Origin of the sequence: Apibacter sp. B3919, assembly GCF_026537405.1 — a bacterium.
Lineage (GTDB): Bacteria > Bacteroidota > Bacteroidia > Flavobacteriales > Weeksellaceae > Apibacter.
Window position 1 is genome coordinate 235,943 of sequence record NZ_JAFNMG010000002.1, and the last position, 21,748, is coordinate 257,690.

General features: G+C 32.7%; 21 protein-coding genes. 5 read left to right on the forward strand and 16 right to left on the reverse strand.

Annotation, left to right across the window (positions count from 1 at the left end):
- Positions 1-2 precede the first annotated feature (2 nt).
- Both J3U20_RS04365 and J3U20_RS04370 read left to right on the forward strand, forming a co-directional pair.
- Positions 3-752 carry a lysophospholipid acyltransferase family protein gene (locus tag J3U20_RS04365; RefSeq protein WP_255448159.1) on the forward strand — a complete coding sequence of 250 codons (750 nt, stop codon included), beginning with the start codon at positions 3-5 and terminating at the stop codon, positions 750-752.
- 10 nt (positions 753-762) lie between these two features.
- Positions 763-1,218, forward strand: coding sequence for a YqaA family protein (locus J3U20_RS04370; protein WP_160541785.1), 456 nt, complete (start codon positions 763-765; stop codon positions 1,216-1,218).
- Here J3U20_RS04370 and J3U20_RS04375 read toward each other — a convergent pair.
- The 4 genes from J3U20_RS04375 to J3U20_RS04390 form a co-directional block, all read right to left on the reverse strand.
- On the reverse strand, positions 1,211-3,427 hold the full coding sequence (locus J3U20_RS04375) for an FUSC family protein (protein ID WP_160541786.1): 2,217 nt from the start codon (positions 3,425-3,427) through the stop codon (positions 1,211-1,213). The genes J3U20_RS04370 and J3U20_RS04375 overlap by 8 nt on opposite strands.
- A 47-nt stretch (positions 3,428-3,474) precedes the next feature.
- Positions 3,475-3,873, reverse strand: a complete 399-nt coding sequence (locus J3U20_RS04380) for a DUF1634 domain-containing protein (RefSeq protein WP_160541787.1) — start codon at positions 3,871-3,873, stop codon at positions 3,475-3,477.
- A 12-nt stretch (positions 3,874-3,885) separates the two neighbouring features.
- Positions 3,886-4,761 (reverse strand): sulfite exporter TauE/SafE family protein, encoded by an 876-nt coding sequence (locus tag J3U20_RS04385; protein WP_160541788.1) that lies wholly within the window; start codon positions 4,759-4,761, stop codon positions 3,886-3,888.
- Positions 4,762-4,987: 226 nt separating this feature from the next.
- A complete protein-coding gene (locus J3U20_RS04390) occupies positions 4,988-6,895 on the reverse strand; it encodes an ATP-binding cassette domain-containing protein (RefSeq protein WP_160541789.1) in 1,908 nt (635 codons plus the stop codon).
- A 107-nt stretch (positions 6,896-7,002) separates the two neighbouring features.
- Here J3U20_RS04390 and J3U20_RS04395 point away from each other — a divergent pair, with 107 nt between their 5' ends.
- Positions 7,003-7,569 (forward strand): hypothetical protein, encoded by a 567-nt coding sequence (locus J3U20_RS04395; RefSeq protein ID WP_160541790.1) that lies wholly within the window; start codon positions 7,003-7,005, stop codon positions 7,567-7,569.
- 64 nt (positions 7,570-7,633) lie between these two features.
- On the opposite strand, the gene J3U20_RS04400 is transcribed toward J3U20_RS04395, so the two are convergent.
- Complete coding sequence (locus tag J3U20_RS04400) at positions 7,634-8,443, reverse strand: enoyl-ACP reductase FabI (RefSeq protein WP_105296681.1); 810 nt, start codon at positions 8,441-8,443, stop codon at positions 7,634-7,636.
- A gap of 303 nt (positions 8,444-8,746) precedes the next feature.
- On the opposite strand from J3U20_RS04400, the gene ligA reads away from it, so the two are divergent.
- Positions 8,747-10,780 (forward strand): NAD-dependent DNA ligase LigA, encoded by a 2,034-nt coding sequence (ligA, locus tag J3U20_RS04405; protein WP_160541791.1) that lies wholly within the window; start codon positions 8,747-8,749, stop codon positions 10,778-10,780.
- Between the two features lie 56 nt (positions 10,781-10,836).
- Here ligA and hisIE read toward each other — a convergent pair whose 3' ends face one another.
- From hisIE to holA, 10 genes are all read right to left on the reverse strand, one after another.
- Complete coding sequence (gene hisIE / locus J3U20_RS04410) at positions 10,837-11,424, reverse strand: bifunctional phosphoribosyl-AMP cyclohydrolase/phosphoribosyl-ATP diphosphatase HisIE (protein ID WP_160541792.1); 588 nt, start codon at positions 11,422-11,424, stop codon at positions 10,837-10,839.
- Positions 11,421-12,173, reverse strand: coding sequence for an imidazole glycerol phosphate synthase subunit HisF (gene hisF / locus J3U20_RS04415; protein ID WP_160541793.1), 753 nt, complete (start codon positions 12,171-12,173; stop codon positions 11,421-11,423). Before hisF ends, hisIE begins: the two co-directional genes overlap by 4 nt.
- A gap of 91 nt (positions 12,174-12,264) precedes the next feature.
- A complete protein-coding gene (gene hisA / locus J3U20_RS04420; RefSeq protein WP_160541794.1) occupies positions 12,265-12,987 on the reverse strand; it encodes a 1-(5-phosphoribosyl)-5-[(5-phosphoribosylamino)methylideneamino]imidazole-4-carboxamide isomerase in 723 nt (240 codons plus the stop codon).
- Positions 12,988-13,083: 96 nt separating this feature from the next.
- Entirely contained in the window at positions 13,084-13,662 is a 579-nt protein-coding gene (gene hisH, locus J3U20_RS04425; protein WP_160541795.1) for an imidazole glycerol phosphate synthase subunit HisH, read from the reverse strand.
- A gap of 119 nt (positions 13,663-13,781) precedes the next feature.
- Entirely contained in the window at positions 13,782-14,876 is a 1,095-nt protein-coding gene (hisB, locus tag J3U20_RS04430) for a bifunctional histidinol-phosphatase/imidazoleglycerol-phosphate dehydratase HisB (RefSeq protein ID WP_160541796.1), read from the reverse strand.
- Positions 14,873-15,910 (reverse strand): histidinol-phosphate transaminase, encoded by a 1,038-nt coding sequence (gene hisC / locus J3U20_RS04435; protein ID WP_160541797.1) that lies wholly within the window; start codon positions 15,908-15,910, stop codon positions 14,873-14,875. The genes hisB and hisC overlap by 4 nt, the downstream gene beginning before the upstream one ends.
- 72 nt (positions 15,911-15,982) lie before the next feature.
- Entirely contained in the window at positions 15,983-17,263 is a 1,281-nt protein-coding gene (gene hisD / locus J3U20_RS04440; protein WP_160541798.1) for a histidinol dehydrogenase, read from the reverse strand.
- Positions 17,264-17,338: 75 nt separating this feature from the next.
- Positions 17,339-18,196, reverse strand: a complete 858-nt coding sequence (gene hisG, locus J3U20_RS04445) for an ATP phosphoribosyltransferase (RefSeq protein ID WP_105296672.1) — start codon at positions 18,194-18,196, stop codon at positions 17,339-17,341.
- A 289-nt stretch (positions 18,197-18,485) separates the two neighbouring features.
- A complete protein-coding gene (locus J3U20_RS04450; RefSeq protein WP_160541799.1) occupies positions 18,486-18,776 on the reverse strand; it encodes a putative quinol monooxygenase in 291 nt (96 codons plus the stop codon).
- Positions 18,777-18,875: 99 nt separating this feature from the next.
- Positions 18,876-19,886: a DNA polymerase III subunit delta gene (holA, locus tag J3U20_RS04455; RefSeq protein WP_160541800.1), complete on the reverse strand. Its 1,011-nt coding sequence runs from the start codon at positions 19,884-19,886 to the stop codon at positions 18,876-18,878.
- Positions 19,887-19,896: 10 nt separating this feature from the next.
- Between holA and J3U20_RS04460 the strand changes: the two genes are divergently transcribed.
- Positions 19,897-20,343, forward strand: a complete 447-nt coding sequence (locus J3U20_RS04460) for a type I restriction enzyme HsdR N-terminal domain-containing protein (protein WP_160541801.1) — start codon at positions 19,897-19,899, stop codon at positions 20,341-20,343.
- A 53-nt stretch (positions 20,344-20,396) separates the two neighbouring features.
- Here J3U20_RS04460 and J3U20_RS04465 read toward each other — a convergent pair whose 3' ends face one another.
- Entirely contained in the window at positions 20,397-21,611 is a 1,215-nt protein-coding gene (locus J3U20_RS04465) for an MFS transporter (protein ID WP_160541802.1), read from the reverse strand.
- Positions 21,612-21,748 lie beyond the last annotated feature (137 nt).

A 21,748-nucleotide genomic window follows, 5' to 3' on the forward strand; every position in this document is an offset into this window, starting at 1 on the left:
ATATGAAATATCTTAGGACTGTAGCTACCATACTTTGGAGAATCTGGTTTTATATTTTAGCTGCCCTTTGCACACTTACCATTGGTGTGGTAATTTATCTGATGACTTATCAGAAAAATAATAAGCTAACCTACTTCTTTATGCGAATGTGGGGATGGGTGCTTTTCTATGGATCAGGATTTACCTATTCATTACTCTCGGAAGTAAATTTAGATCCTAAAGAAAATTACATATTTATTGCCAATCACACTTCCTTAATAGACGTGGTCTTAATGTATGTACTTCACCCTCATCATCCAATTATATTTGTAGGAAAAAAAGAGTTGGAAAAATATCCCGTATTCGGAAGAATTTATAAAAAAGTATCCATCCTGGTAGATAGATCCAGTAGACAAAGCAAACAAGCAGTTTTTTCTGCCGTAAAAAAAGAATTAACCCAACAAAATAAAAATGTGGTTATCTTTCCGGAAGGAGGGGTTCCCAAGAGAAAAATAAAATTGGAAAAATTTAAAGATGGAGCATTTATAGCTTCAATTTATTGTAATAGTCCTATTGTTGTATATGCATTTCATAATCTAAAAAATATGTTTCCATTTGTATTTAATTTAGGATATCCGGGTAAAGTTAAAGTAGAGCGTGTAAAAATATTGTATCCGAATGGAGAAACGAAAGAATCACTCAAAGAAAAAGCCTATCACTTAATTTATGAAAGGATAAAAGATGATAAGATAGATTTTATAAATGTAAAATAAGTAATTTTATATGTTAGACGGATTAGTAGACTATGGATATATAGGATTATTTATTGCTTCTTATCTCGCAGCAACCATTTTACCCTTTAGCTCTGAAGCTGTTCTTACAGGAATACTCATTATGGGCGGGAATCCATGGATAAGTATTCTGATAGCTACCATTGGAAACTGGTTAGGAGGAATGACCGGTTACTACCTGGGAAGGCTGGGTAAAATTGAATGGATTGAAAAATATTTAAAAATAAATAAAACAAAAATTGATAAAGCCACTCAAAGATTAAATAAAAAAGGAGCATATATTTCCTTTTTTTCTTTTTTACCCATTATTGGAGATATCATACCTGTAGCCTTAGGATATATGAGATCCAATGTCTATATCGTATCCCTGTCTATGTTAGCCGGAAAACTATTTCGTTACCTTTTAATTATGTATGCTTACAAAGGTTTTGCGAATTTCATTAAATAGTAAAATCCCTTTTAGAATCTTTCCACTCCTGAAAATTATTAAGCTTATTTATATAGGAATAAATTTGCTGTGATAAAAGATTAATTTCCCGAAGCTGGTAAGAAATTAATGATTGATCATCTGCCAAAATATTTAATTCTTCCTCTTTTTCTTGACATTCCGTATCACAATCAAAGGAAGACCCTTTGATATTTAATAAACATTTATTTAAAGTATTTTCAATAGATGAGATCAACTGTTTATCTATATCTGATGCTTTACTGTTTTCATTAATATAGGATCTAAGGGATGATATTCTTGTAGAAAGAAGGTTTATAAAAGTTTGAATATTATATATATCGGATTTGTAATTTTTTGAAATTTTAGGTTCTGATACTATTCTTTGAAAAGTACTTGATAAATTGGAAGTTCCCAACAAAACATCCTTTCTGGACAGTTTTATATCGGTATCAGAAAGCTTTTCAACATTCAATAAATTATAAGTTATTTTTGTAAAATAATCTAAATTATATTTCAATAACTTTTCAATCAATACAGGAAGATTTTTATATTCCCAAGTAGGAAGAAAAGAAAAACTTAAAATAAAACTGATTACAACGGCAATCGTTGTACCTCCCAAACGATGATAAATATTTGTCCAACCATCGCTTCCACTGTGTTCCAGAAAAATCAGGAGTATAACAAATATGGTAACAAAAGCAACCCCCGTTCTATAACTGATAGGTATAAAACTATAAGCGCCCACAATACAAATAAAAGTTATTATAGAAATCACATAAATGTTATGCGTAACAAGAAGGAGACCCAACGTTAATACTCCCCCGATTAGAGTACCTTGCAACCTTTGAATAGAAGAGTTTTTCGTATTTCCATAAAAAGGTTTTAAAATTAAAATGATGGTTAAATATACCCAAGCAAAATACTCAATTTTAAGTAAAGTACAAATTATATAAGAAACCGATATGGCGACACTTACTCGTAAAGCATGTTTAAAAATGTTGGATTTAAGATTTAAATTAGCTTTAAATGTAGAAAAGCTATAATTATATTGTCTGGTGAACTTTTCCAAATCCAAATCCTCATATTGTTTTCTCTCCGATCTAAACTCTCCGTTGATAAGTGATTTAATAAAACCGGTTTGTTTATAAAATGATTTAAAAATAAAACGAACATGTTTTAAAGCATTGATATCAATAACGGATTTCTCATTATTTTTTTCCTTTTCTTCAATCGAAAGTATTTTTTCTTTAAAACGATCCAGTGGAGCGGTATCAATAGTTACAGTGACCTTTTTATGGAAGTTTATAGACCAACTTAATTCATAGAGGATTTTTTCCATATTGGATAAATGATATTCAAAATCCCTTTTTAGCCCACTTTTAACCAGAGATTGAATCAACTTGTCATCTTGACAATTTAATGATAAAAGTTGTTCATACAGATCGATTAATGCACTGAAAATTAATGTCATTTTTCTACCTTTTGCAGAAAAACTTTTTGCATTAATCCGCAGTTTAAAAAGATTTTCTCGGATATCCTCGTGAGTACTGTGTATTTTTGTTTGTTTTTCAAAAAGCTTATTTAAAATCTCTGTTTGTTTTTGACTATTAGCAGGATTTTTAATTTTTAACAAAAAGTACTCATGTATTAGCTCTGTATACTCATTTAAAAGTTTAATATTTTCACTAATTTTTTGTTCAATCACCCTATACGGTTGAATTCTCCATAAAACCAATGAAATAAATCCATACCATACAATACCCATCATCATTCCCAACGTATTAGTTATGATATGGTTAGCTTCAAAACTACATGCATAGACCACACATAATAAAGAAGAGGTGCTTACACTAACCGCACGGGAGCCGTAAATAAAAAACATGGAAAAGAAAAAGCCGCACAAAGTAATCCAAATACCGAAAATAATTTCATGCGATATCAACAACTGACACACAAAAACCACTAAAAAGTAAAATAAAGCGGCAATAGATTGAGTATAAAATTTAACACGAATAGATCCGGGATTATCTCCCAGTCCGGCTACAAGAGCTCCGGAAGAAGCAACTATACCAATATCGGGTCTCTTAAAAAACCATCCGGCGAGTAGGGGGATTACAATAGCAAGAGCAATACGTAAGCCACGACTAAAATAAAAACCAAAAATAAAAAAGGTACTTTCGGAGACTATATGTTTAATTTTTTGCTGCATGAAAATAAGTAAGCAGTGATTAGTAAATTAGAATTTTCGGTTAGTTTTTATCCTTCCAGACCAAAAATCATATTTGATAAGATAATAGCTAAAACAATACAGGTTATAACAATATACATTCGATCTTTTTCAATAGCAAAAGCCACTATTGAAAAAGCAACCCGTAGAATAGGAGTGGCGATCAAAACGGCAACTCCCAGCTGTATGATTGCTAATCCGTCCAATTTTAAAACAGCGGGTAATAAAGTAGATAATTCCCTCAAATAATTTGGGGCCCCTACAAATGTTTTAAAATTGAGTTGTTGATCCGGATGTTGAGATATATAAATTACTCCGCCGGTAATAGTAATAATAGAAGAAAGAATAACTCCGTAACGAAGCAACTTACCAATATAAAGCTCTACATCACGTTCTTCCCAAAATTTTCTCGAAAATAAATTACTCATAACCCACTCAGCTTAAAGTTTAGGAAAATTGATATGTGGAAACCATTTAATCAATGAAGGTTCCAATCCTCTATAGATCATTTGAATTGCAAGAATAGCAATAACCAAACTGAAAATTTTACGTAACAGCTGAACGTTTATAGCCATCAATATTTTTGAACCTAGAAAAGCTCCAAACAAAACCCCTACCACTATAGGCATGGCAAGAAAAGGATCAATTTGACCTCTTTGAAAGTAAATAACTGCACTGGCGGCTGCAGTAACCCCTACCATAAAATTAGAAGTAGTAGTCGATACTTTAAAAGGTATTTTCATAGCCGTGTCCATAGCTAATACTTTAAGCGCTCCCGATCCAATACCTAAGATACCGGAAAGCACACCGGCTATCGTCATTAGAGAAAAACCCGCACCAATATTTCGAACATTATATTTTTTAATTCCGTCAGGAGTAGGATATGTTCCGTTTAATTTCAATGTTGTAGCTAAATTACTCCCCGGAGCAGTATAATCTATAGATGCATTTTTCTTTCTTAAAGTCATGACAGATGAAAAGATAAGAGTAAAACCTAAAATTATATAAATTGCGGAAGTAGGTAGAAAAACAGCAAGTAAGGCACCTAAAACTGCTCCCAGGGTGGTAGCAATCTCAAGAAACATTCCAATACGCACATTAGTCATTCCTTCTTTAATATAAGCAGCTGCGGCCCCCGAAGAAGTAGCTATCGAAGTAACCAATGCGGTACCAACAGCATATTTAATATCAACACCAAAACCCAAAGTTAATAGAGGAATTATGACTACTCCGCCGCCAAGTCCGGTAAGAGAACCCAGAGTACCCGCTGCAATTGCTCCAAAAAATAGAATAATTGTAAAAGTTATTATAGTCAAAATGAATTAAAATTAAGAAATTAAGTAACAAATTTAAAGATTCCTACTTTAATCTGTTACTATTAATTTAAATTTAATTCTATAGTCCAATAATTGAAAAATTAAGGTAAAAAAACAACCCTTTACATAGAGTTTTATTATACTGATGAACAAAGGGTTAATTGCAAAATATAATTACTTTCATTTATAATAGGTAACTATCCTTTAAAAGGAAATCATACCATACCTATCCGTTTAATTGAGAAAACATGTTCTCCCATTCATGAGTAATTCGGGTAAGCTTTTCCTTTAACTCAGAATACTCCTTAATATCTTCCTCTTTTGGGTTTTCTTTACTAAATAAATCTTCAAAAGCAGAAATTTTTTGTTCTGTTTTTTCAATGTCATTTTCAAGTTTAGACAATTTATTTTCTAACGATTTTTGTTCTTTCGATTTAAATTGCTTTTCCTGAGAAGCTTTAGTAGGTGTATTTTCTGAAGTCACTTTACGGGTAGTTGATTTTTCGATATCAACTTCTCTCATATTTTCTTTTTTACGATACTCTAAATATTCATTGATATTACCTAAAAATTCTTTTACTTCTCCATTTCTGAATTCAAAAATCTTGTCAGCTAAGTCATCTAAGAATTCACGATCATGAGATACTAAAATCAGTGTCCCCGTAAAATTCTTTAAGGCGTGTTTTAATATCGCTTTAGATTGTATATCCAAGTGATTTGTAGGCTCGTCCATTATCAACGTATTGAAAGGTCGAAGAAGTAATTTACATAAAGCCAATCGATTTCTTTCCCCTCCGGAAAGTACAGACACTTTTTTATGTACATCATCTCCTTGAAAAAGAAATGACCCTAACAAGTCTCGAACTTTAGGACGAGATTCTTCTGTAGCAGAATCTTCAGCTTCTTCTAAGATAGTTTTAGAAGCATTTAGCTCTTCGGATTGGTTTTGAGCAAAATATCCAATTTGAACGTTGTGGCCTATTTCAAGTTTACCCTGATAAGATAATAAGCCATCCATAATTCTAGCCATAGTAGTTTTTCCCTGACCGTTTTGACCGATGAAAGCTATTTTCTCTCCACGTTCGATGTAAAAATTGGCATTTTCGAAAATAGTATGAGTATCGAAAGATTTACCTAAATTTTCTGCTTTAAAAATTATTTTTCCGGGAGTAATACTCGGTTCGAAACGAATATTAAAACGAGTTATGTCTTCATCTTCCACCTCAATGCGTTCTACCTTATCTAATTTCTTCATAAGAGATTGAGCAAAAGAGGCTTTAGTAGCTTTAGCACGGAACTTATTGATTAATTGTTCTGTACGCTTAATCTCTTGTTCTTGATTTTTTTGTTGCTGAAGAAGTTTTTCCTTTCTTTCTTGTCTTAAAATAAGGTATTTGGTATAATTAGCCTTATAGTCTTGAATGGATTTATTGGAAATTTCAATGGTTCGATTGGTAACATTGGTTAAAAATTGTTTATCGTGTGATACCAGCACCACCGCTCCGCTATAAGTAATTAAAAAACTTTCCAACCAAATGATGGATTCAATATCTAAATGGTTGGTAGGCTCGTCAAGAAGCAGCACATCATTTTCTTCCAATAAGAGTTTAGCTAACTCAATTCTCATTCTCCATCCTCCCGAAAAATCATCAGTAAGCCTATTAAAATCGGATTCTTTAAAACCTAACCCTTTTAAAATTTTTTCAATTTCTCCATCAATATTGTAGCCGCCTAAATGAGAAAATCGATCGGTTAGATCGGTTAAATCATGAATAAGCTTGTGATATTCCTCAGATTCATAGTCGGTCCTTGTAGCAAGAGCATGATTGATTGTATCAATTTTTTCATTGATTATATTTAATTCTTTGAAAGCCAGTTTTGCCTCATCCCATACGGTTCTTCCTTTCTCAAAATCTAAATCTTGTTTTAAGAATCCAATGCGAACTTCTCCTTCTTTTTCAACATTTCCTTCAGTTGAAGGTTGCTCACCGGACAAAATTTTTAATAAAGTTGATTTACCCGCACCATTTTTACCCGCTAATCCAATACGATCATTTTTATTAATTCTAAAATTTACATTTTCAAATAGATAAGATCCTGCAAAATGTAAACCTAGATTCTGGACTAATATCATTTTCTTGTTAAATTTTGAACATGCAAAGATACGATTTTAAACTTAATTACTTCATTTTTGTCTTTGTTATAAGAAAAATATGTAAATTAGTTTTTTAATATAATTTTATGAAAAAAATAGTATCAATAGTAGTACTAACATTATGCTTTACTGTATTTTTAACTAGTTGCAGTGATGATGATGACAAAGGAAGTGTTGTAGTTAACACGGATACAATTTCAAGAGTATTTGAAATTGAAAGTTCTTTTAGATTTGACAGTCAATTGGGTTGGGTGATCAACGGAGAGCTTAGACCGGCCATAATAAACGGAGATCATTTATTAATATATAGGCTTTCTGCTGAAAATGCTTCCGGTAAAGATGTATGGCAACTTATACCTCGAACTTTTTATGTTGATTTGAATAATGATGGGATTACTGAAAGCGAATTTTCTTATGATTATGATTTTAGTATTGAAGATTTTAATATTTATGCCGGTGGAAGTTATGATTTGACTTTAACTCCTGGATTAATTAATAAACAAGTTTTTAGAATTGTTATTATCCCGGGAAGCTCTTCCGGTAATGCATTTAGTAGTAAAATGCCTATTGATTACAAAGATTATAACGCTGTAATTAAATACTATCATATTAATGATGACCAAGTAATTAAATTACAACCGAAACTGAAATAAAAGTATTTCTATAAAAAAGAGGCTTTAAAATAAGCCTCTTTTTTTATAGAATTTTATTAACTAATTATTTTTCAAAACGTTTCATAACTCTTTCACTAACTCCAACATTGGAAAAACCTCCATCATGGAAAAGATTTTGAAGAGTTACTTTTCTGGTTAGGTCGGAAAATAACGTAATACAATAATTTGCACATTCCTCAGCGGTAGCATTACCAAGCGGAGAAATTTCTTCAGCAAATTCAATAAATCCACCAAAACCTTTTACACCGTTTCCGGCAGTAGTAGGAGTAGGCGATTGAGAAATTGTATTAACTCTAACTTTGTTACGGATTCCCCATTCGTAACCGAAACTTCTTGCAATACTTTCCAAATAAGCTTTATTATCAGCCATATCATTATAGCCGGGAAAAGTTCTTTGAGCGGCAATATAAGAAAGAGCTAAAATACTACCCCATTCATTCATAGCGTCTTTATCCCAAGCAGTTTTCATAACTTTATGGAAAGAAACGGCAGAAATATCCCAGCCTTTAGTTAACCATTCGTAATTTATATCAGTATAATCTTTATTTTTTCTGACATTAATAGACATTCCTATAGAATGTAAAATAAAATCAAGCTTTCCGAATTTTTCAAGAGCATGATCGAAAAGTTTATTCAAATCTTCCATTGAAGTGGCATCAGCAGGAACCGTATCAGAGCCGGTTTTTTCAGCCAATGCGTTAAGTTCCCCTTTTCTAAGAGCGACTGGGGAATTAGTAAGGATAAATTCAGCTCCTTCTGCATGAGCTTGTTCTGCAACTTTCCATGCAATGGAGTTAGAATCTAGCGCCCCGAAAATAATTCCCTTTTTCCCCTTTAATAATCCGTGAGACATAGTATTTATTTAAAAATGTTAACAGAACAAATTTATGTAAATATTTTTATATGTAACCGAAAAGTTTAGTATCTAACCCGATTAATAAATCATTTCATAAAAACTAAAGAAATTATACAATGTATTTTGCATAATCCCTTATAAATGAAAATTGAGCATGATTTGTGTATTTTGGTATAATTTAATCTAAAATGCATCGATTTTTATAAAAATATAGATAAAAAATACTTAGTATACTAAATAGTATCCATTGGTATTTAACATATCAACCATTGTTTATAAATTTGAATAAATATTCTAAATATGAGTAATACTAAAGACAGAATTGAATTTTTAAGGAAGGAACTAACGGATTTAAATTACAAATACTATGTATTAGATCAATCAGATGTTTCGGATTATGAGTTTGATCAGATGATGAATGAGCTGAAGCAATTAGAAAAAGAAAATCCGGAATTAGACAGTCCCGGTTCACCTACCCATAGAGTAGGAGGACAAATAACTAAGATTTTTCCTACCGTAAGACATGAAAGAAGGATGTATTCACTCGATAATAGTTACTCATTTGACGATATCAAAGATTGGGCAACAAGAGTAGCCAAATCTATAGATGAAAAAGTAGAATATGTATGTGAATTAAAATACGACGGATTATCCATCAGTATATTATATGAAAACGGACAGCTAGTTCAAGCAGTTACCCGAGGTGACGGCTTTCAAGGGGATGATGTTACCCATAATGTGAGAACTATTCGATCTGTTCCGCTTCATCTCAGAGGTAAATATCCGCAACGTTTTTATATAAGAGGAGAGATTATCATGCCCAAAAAATCTTTGGATAAACTCAATGAAGAAAGAAAAAAAGAAGGATTAGAACCCTATGCCAATCCAAGAAATACGGCTAGTGGAAGTTTAAAGCTTCAGGATAGCGAGGCGGTAGCCAAAAGGGGCCTCGATTGCTATTTGTATTATGTACTTACTGATGAAAGAGGATACAGTACCCAATGGAATTCTTTGCAACATGCTAAAGACATGGGATTTAAAGTAGGGAATTATGCCCGATTGTGTACCAATCTAGAAGAGGTAACGGCTTTTATTGAACATTGGAATACGGAAAGATATCATCTTCCCTTTGAGATAGACGGAGTCGTAATAAAAGTAAATTCCATTTCAGAACAAGAAGAACTAGGTTATACGGCTAAATCTCCTCGATGGGCCATTGCTTATAAATTCAAGGCCGAAAAAGTAGAAACACAATTATTAAGTGTTGACTATCAAGTAGGAAGAACGGGAGCAATAACTCCGGTAGCCAATTTGAAACCGGTGTTAGTTGCAGGAACCACAGTAAAAAGAGCCTCTCTTCACAATCAAGATTTTATCGCTAATATGGATTTACGAATCAATGATATCGTTTTTGTAGAAAAAGGAGGAGAAATTATCCCCAAGATTGTGGATGTGAATTACGATAAAAGAGAACCGGGCACGATTAAGCTGGAATTTATTAAAAATTGTCCGGCTTGTGGTACTCCTTTAGTTCGGGAATCGGGAGAAGCTGCTCATTTTTGCCCCAATGAAAAGGCTTGTCCGCCACAAGTGATGGGAAGAATGGAACATTTTGTTTCCAGAAGGGCCATGAACATAGACAGCGTAGGAGCAGAGACGGTTTCAATGCTTTATGAAAATGGATTGGTCAAAGATATATCGGATTTCTATACCTTAAAAAAAGAACAATTAATCGGACTGGATAGAATGGCTGATAAATCGGCTCAAAATATAATTGACGGTATCGAAAATTCAAAACAAATCCCTTTTGAGAAGGTTTTATATGCGTTGGGAATTCGTCATATAGGAGAAACCATGGCTAAGAAACTGGCTAAAAGATTTAAATCAATAGAGGGGTTACAAAATGCGACGTTAGAAGATCTGGAAAATACGGCTGATGTAGGAAATAAAATAGCCATAAGCATTCAAGAATATTTTGCTAAACCCGAACATTTGGCTCTCATTGACAGATTAAAAAAAGCAGGTTTACATTTCGAAACAGAAGATTCTCAGGAAGAAATCTCTCATATTTTAGAAGGAAAAACCTTTTTATTTACAGGGAAATTAACCGCTTTCACACGAGAACATGCCGAAGAATTGGTAGAAAAAAATGGAGGAAGAAATATTTCATCTGTGAGTAAAAATTTAGATTATTTGGTAGTAGGAGAAAAAGCCGGATCGAAACTTAAAAAGGCTGAACAATTGGGAACAGTACATATATTAGATGAATATCAATTTTTAGACTTATTTGAAAAAGAAGGCATAAACCCGAAAGAAAATGAATCAACGCGTTAAAAACAAATAGAAAAAATTAGAGTATGAACTGCAATTTTTAATTGCAGTTCTTATATTTAATGGTTTCGATCAAATAATACTTTTTCAATATCTTCCAGTTGAAAACCCTTTGCTTTCAAAAGGATAAGGTAATGGTATAGCAGATCTGCTGCTTCATTCTTAAACAAAACATCATCCGTATCCTTTGCTTCAATAACAACTTCAACAGCCTCTTCACCTACCTTTTGTGCTACTTTGTTAATTCCTTTTTGATAAAGTTGATAGGTATACGACCCGTTTACTTTTTCGTCAATTCGTTGACTGATTATATTTTGTAATTTATATACAAATCCTTTTACATTTTGTTCCTCAAAACAAGAATAACTTCCCGTATGACAGGTAGGTCCTTCAGGAGAAACTTTAATTAAAAGAGTATCGTGATCACAATCTATATCAATTTTTTTTACCCATAAATAATTATGGGAGGTTTCTCCTTTCGTCCATAATCGATTTTTGGAGCGGCTGAAAAAAGTCACTTTTCCTTCCCTTTTTGTTTTTTCAAAGGCTTCTTCATTCATATAACCCAGCATGAGTACTTGCAGGGTAAGTTCATCCTGAATAATTACAGGAATCAATCCGTTACTTTTATCAAAATCTAATTTCATCGTATAGGAATATTTTTAGTTTTTAAAAATCTTTTTAATTCGGGAATGGGAATCTCATTAAAATGAAATACACTGGCAGCCAGAGCCGCCGATGCTTTAGTGTTTAAAAATACATCCGAAAAATGCTCTTTAGTACCGGCTCCTCCTGAAGCAATAACGGGAATATTTACGCTAGATGCAACATCATGCGTAATATCAAGAGAAAATCCGTTTTTTGTGCCGTCACTATTCATGGAAGTAAGTAAAATTTCACCAGCTCCCAGTTGTTCCGCCTTTTTTGCCCAATCTAATGTTAAAATCGTAGTCGGGGTTCTTCCCCCGTGAGTATACACTTTCCAACCTGTATTTTCTTTTTTGGTATCCACAGCAACTACCACGCATTGACTTCCGAAACGGGAAGCAATTTCTGAAATCAATTCCGGTCTTCTTACAGCTGAAGAATTTATGCTTACTTTATCTGCACCGGCTTGAGTTAAAGAAAATACATCTTCCACAGAATTTATTCCTCCTCCTACTGTAAATGGAATGTTAATTTCATTAGCAATTTTTTCTACTAAGTGAAGCAAGGTGGAACGGTTTTCAATAGTTGCGGTTATATCCAGGAAAACTAATTCATCTGCCCCTTGTTGTACATAAGCTTTAGCCAATTCTACCGGATCTCCGGCATCGGTGAGGCTCACAAAATTTACTCCTTTAACAGTTCTGCCGTTTTTTATATCCAAACAAGGAATTATACGTTTTTTTAGCACTTCTTTTTATATTTTTTTTAAAAAATTAAAATTTGCATGAAAAGTCTAAAGCGATTGTTTAGTAACCATACAAAGTTTCAATAAAATTACTTTACCCGTTATTTAAAAATTGCTTAAGTTCCTTCAATTTGATTTTTCCTTCATAAATAGCCTTTCCGATAATAGCGCCTACACAACCTAGTTCCTTTAGTTTAAGCAAATCTTCCAGCGAAGACACCCCCCCACTGGCTATTAAATGTATGGAAGTCGATTGAAGGATTTCTTCATACAATTCATTTGATGGGCCTTCTAAAGTTCCGTCTTTGGAAATATCTGTGCAAATTACATAACGAATGCCTTTTTTCTCATATTCTTTAATAAAATCAACTACATCTAAAGAGGAAGATTCTGTCCAACCTTGGGTGGCTATCATTCGATGATTACAATCTGCCCCTAAAATAATTTTATCATTTCCAAAAGTTGAAAGCCAAGAAAGAAATAATTCAGGATTTTTTACGGCAATACTTCCGCCCGTAATTTGTGAAGCTCCATTTTCAAATGCAATTTTCAAATCATCATCGCTTTTTAAGCCCCCTCCAAAATCAATTTTTAAATTTGTTTGGGAAGCTATTTTATAGAGTGTTTTATAATTGATGATTCGGTTGGATTTTGCGCCGTCTAAATCAACCACATGCAAATATTGAATTCCGATATCCTCATATTCTTTAGCGGCATCCAAAGGATCTTCCCGATAAATTTTTTCCGTAGAATAATCTCCTTTAGTTAAACGTACACATTTTCCGTTAATAATATCTATGGCGGGTATAATTCTCATTTTTTTATTTCAGCTATATTATTTTTTATTAAAGTTACGAGGGTTTTCTCGTAACATACCATTGATTGAATGATAACTTTTTATCTGAACAGAAACTTACAGCTCAATAAAACTTTTTAATATTTGATCTCCCACATCTGCCGATTTTTCGGGATGAAATTGAGTAGCAAAAAAATTGTCTTTTTGTAAAGCGGCACTAAACGGTAAAATATAAGTACAGGTAGCAGAAGTATCTGCACATAAATCCGCATAGTAACTATGCAAAAAGTATACATCATCATGGTCAGTATTTTTTTTAAAAATTTCTCCCTTCAAATCATAGATTGTATTCCAACCCATATGAGGCACAATATCGGTAGAAGGAAATTTTCGAACGTTAACATCGAAAATATTCAGACAATGGGTGTTGCCTTCTTCCGAATGAGAACACATTAACTGCTGTCCTAAACAAATCCCCAAAAAAGGACGTGTAATCGATTTTATTAAAATATCCATACCTCTTTCTTGTAAATATGACATAGCACTTCCGGCTTCGCCTACTCCCGGAAAAATTACTTTATCGGCATGTATTATCGTGTTGGGATCATCGGTCACAACAGATTCAACCCCCAAGCGTGTTAGTGCGTTTTGTACTGATTTAATATTACCTGCATTGTATTTTATAATTGCTATCATTTTTCACAAGCCTTTTTTATAATTTTTGAAAGTATGTATTTTTCTTAAATATTTGAATTACTTAATTATTTAAAACTTTAGAAATAAGCGGTAAAAAGTAAAAAATAAGTTTATGTATTTTATAAACTGCCTTTTGTGCTTGGAATGGCAAAATTATCATCGGTTTGTTTAACAGCCATTTTGATAGATTTTGCAAAGGCCTTAAAAATAGCTTCTATTTTATGATGTTCATTACTTCCTTCCGCTTTTATATTTAAGTTAGATTTCGAATTATCGCTAAAAGATTTAAAAAAATGATAAAACATTTCGGTAGGCATTTTTCCGATCTTTTCTCTTTTAAATTCTGCCTCCCAAACGATCCACGGACGCCCCCCGAAATCGATGCCTACTTGAGCCAAACAATCATCCATCGGCAACAGAAATCCATATCTTTCAATTCCTTTTTTACTTCCAAGTGCTTGTAAAATAGCTTCACCTAAAACAATTCCCGTATCTTCTATTGTGTGATGTTCATCTACATTCAAATCTCCATCTACTTTAATATATAAATCCATAGAACCATGTTTAGCTATTTGTTCCAACATATGATCAAAAAAGCCTAAGCCTGTGGATATGGAACTTTTTCCCGAACCGTCCAAATTTATTTCCACGGAAATTTTGGTTTCTTTAGTATTGCGAATCACTTTAGCTTTTCGGGGTTGCTTTTTTAAATAGTGATAAATTTCTTCCCAGCTTTGCGTTTGTAATTCTGCACCGGAATTTTCTTCCGTTCCCATATATATAGAGCGACAGCCTAAATTTTTTGCTAATTGTACATCGGTTAATCGATCGCCAATTACATACGAATGGGAGAGATCATACTTTCCTTTTATATAATGAGTTAACATTCCCGTTCCGGGTTTTCGTGTAGGGAGATTTTCATGTTCAAAACTTCTGTCAATCAGAATTTCAGAAAACGTTATTCCTTCATTTTCAAAAGCTTTGATGATTTTATTTTGTGAAGGCCAAAAAGTTTCTTCAGGAAAGGATTCGGTACCCAATCCATCTTGATTGGTTACCATAACCAATTCGTAATCCATTTCACGGGATATTTTGGAAAGGCTTTGGAAAACCAGAGGATAAAATTCCAATTTTTCCAAGCTGTCCAATTGGTAATCTATTGGAGGCTCTTTAACTAAAGTGCCGTCACGGTCTATAAATAATACTTTTTTCATAAGGTATCGTTTAGCCTAGATAATGAATTAATTAATTTTAAATTTTCTTCCGGAGATCCAACCGTAATACGAAGGCTGTTTTTAATTTTGGAAGATTGATCTCGTACAATAATACTTTCTTGCATTAATTGGTGGAAAACTTGATTGGAATCGGAGAATTCAACGAGCAAGAAGTTCGTATCGGAAGGGTAAATTTTCGTTACTAGCGATAGCTTTTCCAAAGCAGAACGCAATTTTTCTTTTTCTTCAAGAATAATTTTTTTTCTTTTTTCAAATTCACTGCTTTGATTCAGCGCTTCCAAAGCTGCCTTTTGATTCAATTCGCTGATGTTATATGGATGCTTTACTTTGTTAAGTAAATGAATAATTTCAGGTTGAGCATAGGCCATACCAATACGTACTCCCGCAATACCCCAAGCCTTACTGAGCGTTTGGAACAGTACAAGATGTGGGTACTGATCCATTTTTTCTAGATAGGAAGGTTGCTCGGTAAATTCTATATATGCTTCATCGATTGCAACAATTCCATTAAAGTTTTTTAGTATAAAATCAATATCTTTTGGATTAATCGCATTGCCTGTCGGATTGTTGGGAGTACAAATAACAATTACTTTTAGATTTTCATCGTTGAAATATTTTTGAGCTTCTTCGATATTGATTTGAAAATCGGATGTTAGAGGAATATCAACAATCGTAACATCGTTCAACTCTGCTGCTACCTGGTACATTCCGAAAGTTGGACTGAAAAACATGGCTTTGTCTTTACCGGGATTGCAAAATACCCGATAAATATGATCTATTATTTCATCACTTCCGTTCCCAATAAAAATTTTTTCCGTGGCAATATTTTTAATTTCACTTAATTTTTGTTTTAAATCTTTTTGGTAGGGATCCGGATAACGGTTATTGTTTCCAAAAGGGTTTTCGTTGGCGTCTAAAAAAATACCTTCTATTCCTCCGGATTCATCTCTTGCGGAAGAATACGGATGCATGGCAAGCACATTGGGACGGGCCAGTTCATTTATATTTTTCATGGTTATTATTTTTATTGAATTAAAAGCGTTCATTCTACCCTAATTATTTTTAAATAAAATATATAAATTAGTTTAATTGGATCGTAGACGTATGCTTACCGCATTTTTATGGGCTTGCAGCTCTTCAGCTTCAGCCATTAATTTTATAGTATTTCCGATCTTTTGCAATCCCTCTTTGGTTAGTTCTTGAAAAGTGATTTTTTTGTAAAAACTATCCAGAGAAACCCCGCTGTAATTTCGTGCATAGCCATTAGTAGGCAATGTGTGGTTCGTTCCGCTTGCATAATCTCCGGCACTTTCACAGCTGTAATTGCCTAAAAATACTGATCCCGCATTTTCAATAGAGTGTGTATAGTTTTTAGCATGATCAATAGCCAAGATCAGATGTTCCGGAGCATAAAGATTACTCAATTGAAAACATTCTTCTAAGGAATTCAATAAAACACCTAGACTATTTTGTAAAGCTTTTTTAGCAATTTCTTTTCGAGGAAGACTTTCAAGTTGAGTATTGATCTCGGCTAGGGTCTGATTTAAAATTTCTGAATCCGTGGTTAGGAAAACAACTTGACTGTCAGGTCCATGCTCTGCTTGTGAGAGCAAATCGGAAGCAACATACGCAGGATTAGCGGACGAATCGGCCACTACTAATACCTCACTGGGCCCTGCAGGTAGATCTATGCTGACTTTAAATTCTTGGGCGTATTGTTTAGCCGCGGTTACATATTGGTTTCCCGGACCGAAAATTTTATAGACAGGTGAAATGGATTCTGTACCTACAGTCATCGCTGCGATGGCTTGAATACCTCCTACCTTGTATATATTTTTGATACCTATTGTTTTTGCTGCATATAAAATAGCAGGATGTATTTTGCCTTCTTTATTAGGAGGGGTGCATAATATAATTTCTTTACATTCTGCAATGATAGCGGGTACTCCCAACATTAAAACGGTCGAAAAAAGCGGTGCAGACCCTCCGGGAATATATAATCCAACTTTTTCTATAGCTCTGGATTCCCTCCAACATTCGATACCGGGTTGTATTTCAATAATTTTCTTCTTTTCTTTTTGAGAAAAATGAAATTTTTCAATGTTGGATTTAGCTTGTAAGATGGCATGTTTCAATTCATCGGAAACTAATGATTCCGCCTCAAAAAGTTCTTGTTCGGAAACAGTAAAGCTAGTTAAATACACTTGGTCAAATTGAAGAGTATATTTTTTTAAGGCTGCGTCGCCTTCATTTTTTACATCGGTAAATACATTTTTTACGGTTTCATACAATGAAACTTTTTCATTTTCAGGTCTTTTGACTAAATGGTGCCAATCATTTACAGGAGGATATTTTATAATGTTCATTTTTGAGCTCTATTAATAGATAAAATGGTTGATTGTTAAGTAAACTGAATGGGTTATTCTTTTTATTATAAAAATTTAAAGAATCATTTTTTGAATAGGAATGACTAAAATTCCTTGCGCTCCAAATTCTTTTAATTGTTCAATGATGTCCCAAAACTTATCTTCTTTAATTACAGAATGTATGCTGCTCCATCCTTCTTTTGCCAGGGGTAAAATAGTAGGACTTTTAACTCCGGGTAATAAAGAAATAATATCTTTCAAGTTTTCATTAGGAGCATTTAACAAGATGTATTTATTTTCTCGAGAATATAGTACCGATTGAATTCTGAATAATAATTTATCTAGAATTTCTTGTTTGTCTTGAGAGAGTTTTTTTGATTTTATAAGGGCTGCTTCGCTTTTAGTAACGGTTTCCACTTCTTTTAGTCCGTTCATGAGAAGTGTACTTCCGGTGCTGACAATATCGAAAATGCAATTAGCCAAACCTATTCCCGGGGCTATTTCAACGCTTCCACCGATTTCTTCAATTTCAACCTTTACATTGTTTTTTTTGCAAAATTTCTTTAAAATTTTAGGATAACTAGTTGCAATTCTTTTATTGTTAAAATAAGCAATTCCGGTATATGTTTCTTCTTTAGGTATAGCCAAACACATTCGGCAATTACCGAAACCTAATTTCTTTATGATTTCTACATTTCGGTCTTTTTCCCAAACCTCGTTTTCACCTAAGATTCCAATATCGGCAACATTTTGTTCTACATATTGTGGAATATCATCATCTCTAAGAAATAAGATTTCAATAGGAAAATTGGTTGATACAGTTTTCAATTTTTGATTACCATTTGGAATTTTTATTCCGCATTCACTCAATAATTCCAGTGATTTTTGACTTAGCCGTCCGTTTTTTTGGATAGCAATTTTCAGTTTACTCATTAGCCATAGTTTTTAAATTTTTTTACTATTGAAGTGATCCTAAAAAAAAACCGCCCGAAAACTCAGGCGGCTATTATTTATTTTGACATTTTGCATAACAAAATTACTTACCTCACCTGATTGTAAGTGTGTAAATAATGATGATGTATATGTGTTTGAATCATTTTTGTTTATATTGATTGGTACAAATTTATAAAAAATATAATAAAGCACTAATAATAAATTACAATTATATTATCTATATAAATGAAGGGGTTACTATATAAATTAATAATATAATCTTATATGTCTAGTAAATTTGTTTAATGACATCAATATCTAACTCATCATATTTGCCATCAATGAATTTTATAAAATCTTTAAATAGCTTGGTATTATTATGAATATTAATAGCTTCTTGGGATTTCCATACTTCAATTATAGAAAGTTTTAAAGGATCTTTTATGCTTTCGTGTAAATCATAAGATATATTACCTTCTTCTTTGCGGGAGCCATCTGCTAAGGAATACACTATTTTTTTAACATCATCAAGATAGTCAGGTTTTACTTGTATGGTTGCAATTATTTTTAATTCTGACATGGTATAAATAATTTAATACATCAAAAGTAATTAATATAATTAAAACCATATATATGTTGTTTAAATAAATTTTAATAGTATGTAATGAATATGTTTTGATTAATGAAGTATTTTATATAACATTTCCATTAAGATATCTTTAGAAGTTGCATGAGATGAAACATCCACTCCCTTGGATTTCATGTCTGCATCTCGCAAATAAGCAATACATGCAGTAGTTTTTTTTAAAGAATAATTTTTAATGGCGGTTAAATACTCATTAGCAAAGAAAGGATTAATACGAAGTTCTTTAGCTATATTTTGAGGAGTTTTTATCGGTAAAGTGTGTACGATAAGAATATTAGAAAATAAACTTATTAAGGTTCCAAAAGTCAAAACAATAGGATTTGCTTTTGGGTTTTTTTCAAAATAGTCTATTATTTTATAAGCCTGTTTCGTATTTTTCTCAACGATGGCCTTTCTTAATTCGAAATTGTTGTACTCTTTGCTAATTCCAATATTTCGTTCAATGATTTCAGGAGTTATCTTTTTGGAATTACCTACAATTAATTTAAGTTTTTGAATTTCGTTATCAATACGGGAGAGTTCAGTGCCTAAAAATTCGGCAAGTAAAATCCTGGATTTTTCGTCAATTTCCAAACCGTTAGATTGACACAATGAACCGATCCAAGTGGGTACTTGGTTGTCATATAGCTTTTCGCTTGTAAAAATATATCCTTGTTTACTGAGTAATTTAGTTGCCGACTTTCTTTTATCTAAAGATTTGTATTTATAATTGATGACCAATACAGTTGAAGGCTGAGGATTTTTTATATAATTATCAAAGGCTTCGGATTTGTCAAAAGGCAGCCCCTTTGCTTCTTTAATTATTATAAGCTGTTTATCGGCTCCCATTGGAAATTGCTTTGCCAAAGATATAATTTGATCCAAATCAGATTCTGTACCGTAAATAATATTTTGGTTAAAAGCCTTTTCTTCTTCCTTTAGGACATTTTCTTCCAGTAATTCGGTAAGTTTATCGATGTAAAAAGGCTCATCACCCTGTAAAAAATATACAGGCAGAAACTTTTTATTTTTAATATCTTTGACTAAATTATTATATTCTTTCATAATTAGAATAATGGAACTTCCGATTTTAAATTTCCCAAAAAAATATAATTTTCATGTAAAGGAGGAAAAATCTCTTTGGTATATTTTTGACGAAGTTAGAAAAAAATGGTTAATTCTAACACCTGAAGAATGGGTAAGGCAACATATTATTTTTTATTTAAAAACCGAAAAAAAAATTCCTCAATCAGCGTTTATAATCGAAAAAAAAATAAATCTCAATCAACAAACTAAACGTATGGATATCTTACTGTATAAAAAATCAGAACCCAGATTATTGGTTGAATGCAAAGCTCCTGAAATACCTATTACTCAAACTACCTTTGAACAGGCCGCTCGATATAATACGCAAATTAAATCCAAATATATTTTATTAACCAATGGATTTAAACACTTGTATTTTACTTACGACCCTGTTAATAATCAGTATAAAGTTGTTGATGATTTTGATTGGTCCTAATAATTTTAACAACTTTAAAACAAAAAAAATAATTAAATTAAAAAATTAGGAGCTTATTTATTTCTTTTCTTAGTTTCGGGTAGAAAAGATGCTACCAATCCCAATAAAGGCAAAAAGGAGCAAAGATAGTATACGTATTGAATACCCGTCTTATCGGCAATTTTACCTAGAATAGCAGAAGCTATTCCGGCTATTCCAAAAGCCAAACCAAAAAAAAGTCCACTTATAAGTCCCACCTTTCCGGGTACTAATTCTTGAGCATAGATGAGAATGGCTGAAAAGGCTGATGACAAAATCAATCCTATGAAAATACTTAAAATGCATGTCCAAGTAAGATTCGCATAAGGCATTAAGAGAGCAAAAGGAGCAGTTCCGAGAATGGAAATCCAAATTACATATTTTCGACCTATTCGATCGCCAACAGGGCCACCAATAATTGTACCTGCTGCAATAGCAAATAAAAAAGCGAAAAGATAGATTTGCGCTTCATCAATACTAACACCAAATTTATTAATAAGATAAAAAGTATAATAACTGGTAAGACTTGCCATATAAACATATTTTGAAAAAACCAGAAGTAATAAAATACCTATAGCTAAAACTACCTTAGGTCGAGGCAATGAAGTATTATTTATGGAATTTTGATCTCCGATATTTTTTTCGGATTCTTTTTTGGTTTTTAAAAGAACTAAATTTTTTTTGTACCATTTGCTGATTACAAGCATTATTCCAATACCCAATAAAGCGATGATGGCTAACCATCCCACATTTTTTTGGCCATAAGGGGTTATGATCCATAACGCAATTAAAGGACCTATGGAACTTCCGAAATTTCCGCCCACTTGAAAGATGGATTGAGCCAGACCGTGCTTACCTCCCGAAGCCAGATAGGCAAGACGAGAGGCTTCCGGATGAAATATGGACGATCCTAATCCCGTAAAAAAAACAGCTAATAGCACATGAGTGAAATTAGTGGCAAGGGCCAGCGATATAACGCCCATCATGCTGAAAGTCATTCCAACGGGTAAAGAATAGGGTTGAGGGTGCTTGTCGGTAAAAATTCCGATTATGGGTTGGAATAAGGAGGAGGACATTTGATAAACAAGGGTTATCAAACCTATTTGAGTAAACGTTAGAGCCAACGAATTTTTTAAAAGCGGATATATGGCAGGTATAACCGATTGCAATGTGTCATTAAACATATGAGATAGTGCTAATAATGACAACAAGGTAAATGCAGTACCGGTTGGTTGAGATGATTTTTCCATAGTTACAGGTATGGTGAAAAAAATAACTGCAAATATATTACTAATTGTACGAATTGGAATAAATTTGGATTATAAAAAGTTGATAAACTAATTTTTACGATGATTATAAGTATCGAACTATGGTAATTCACTTAATG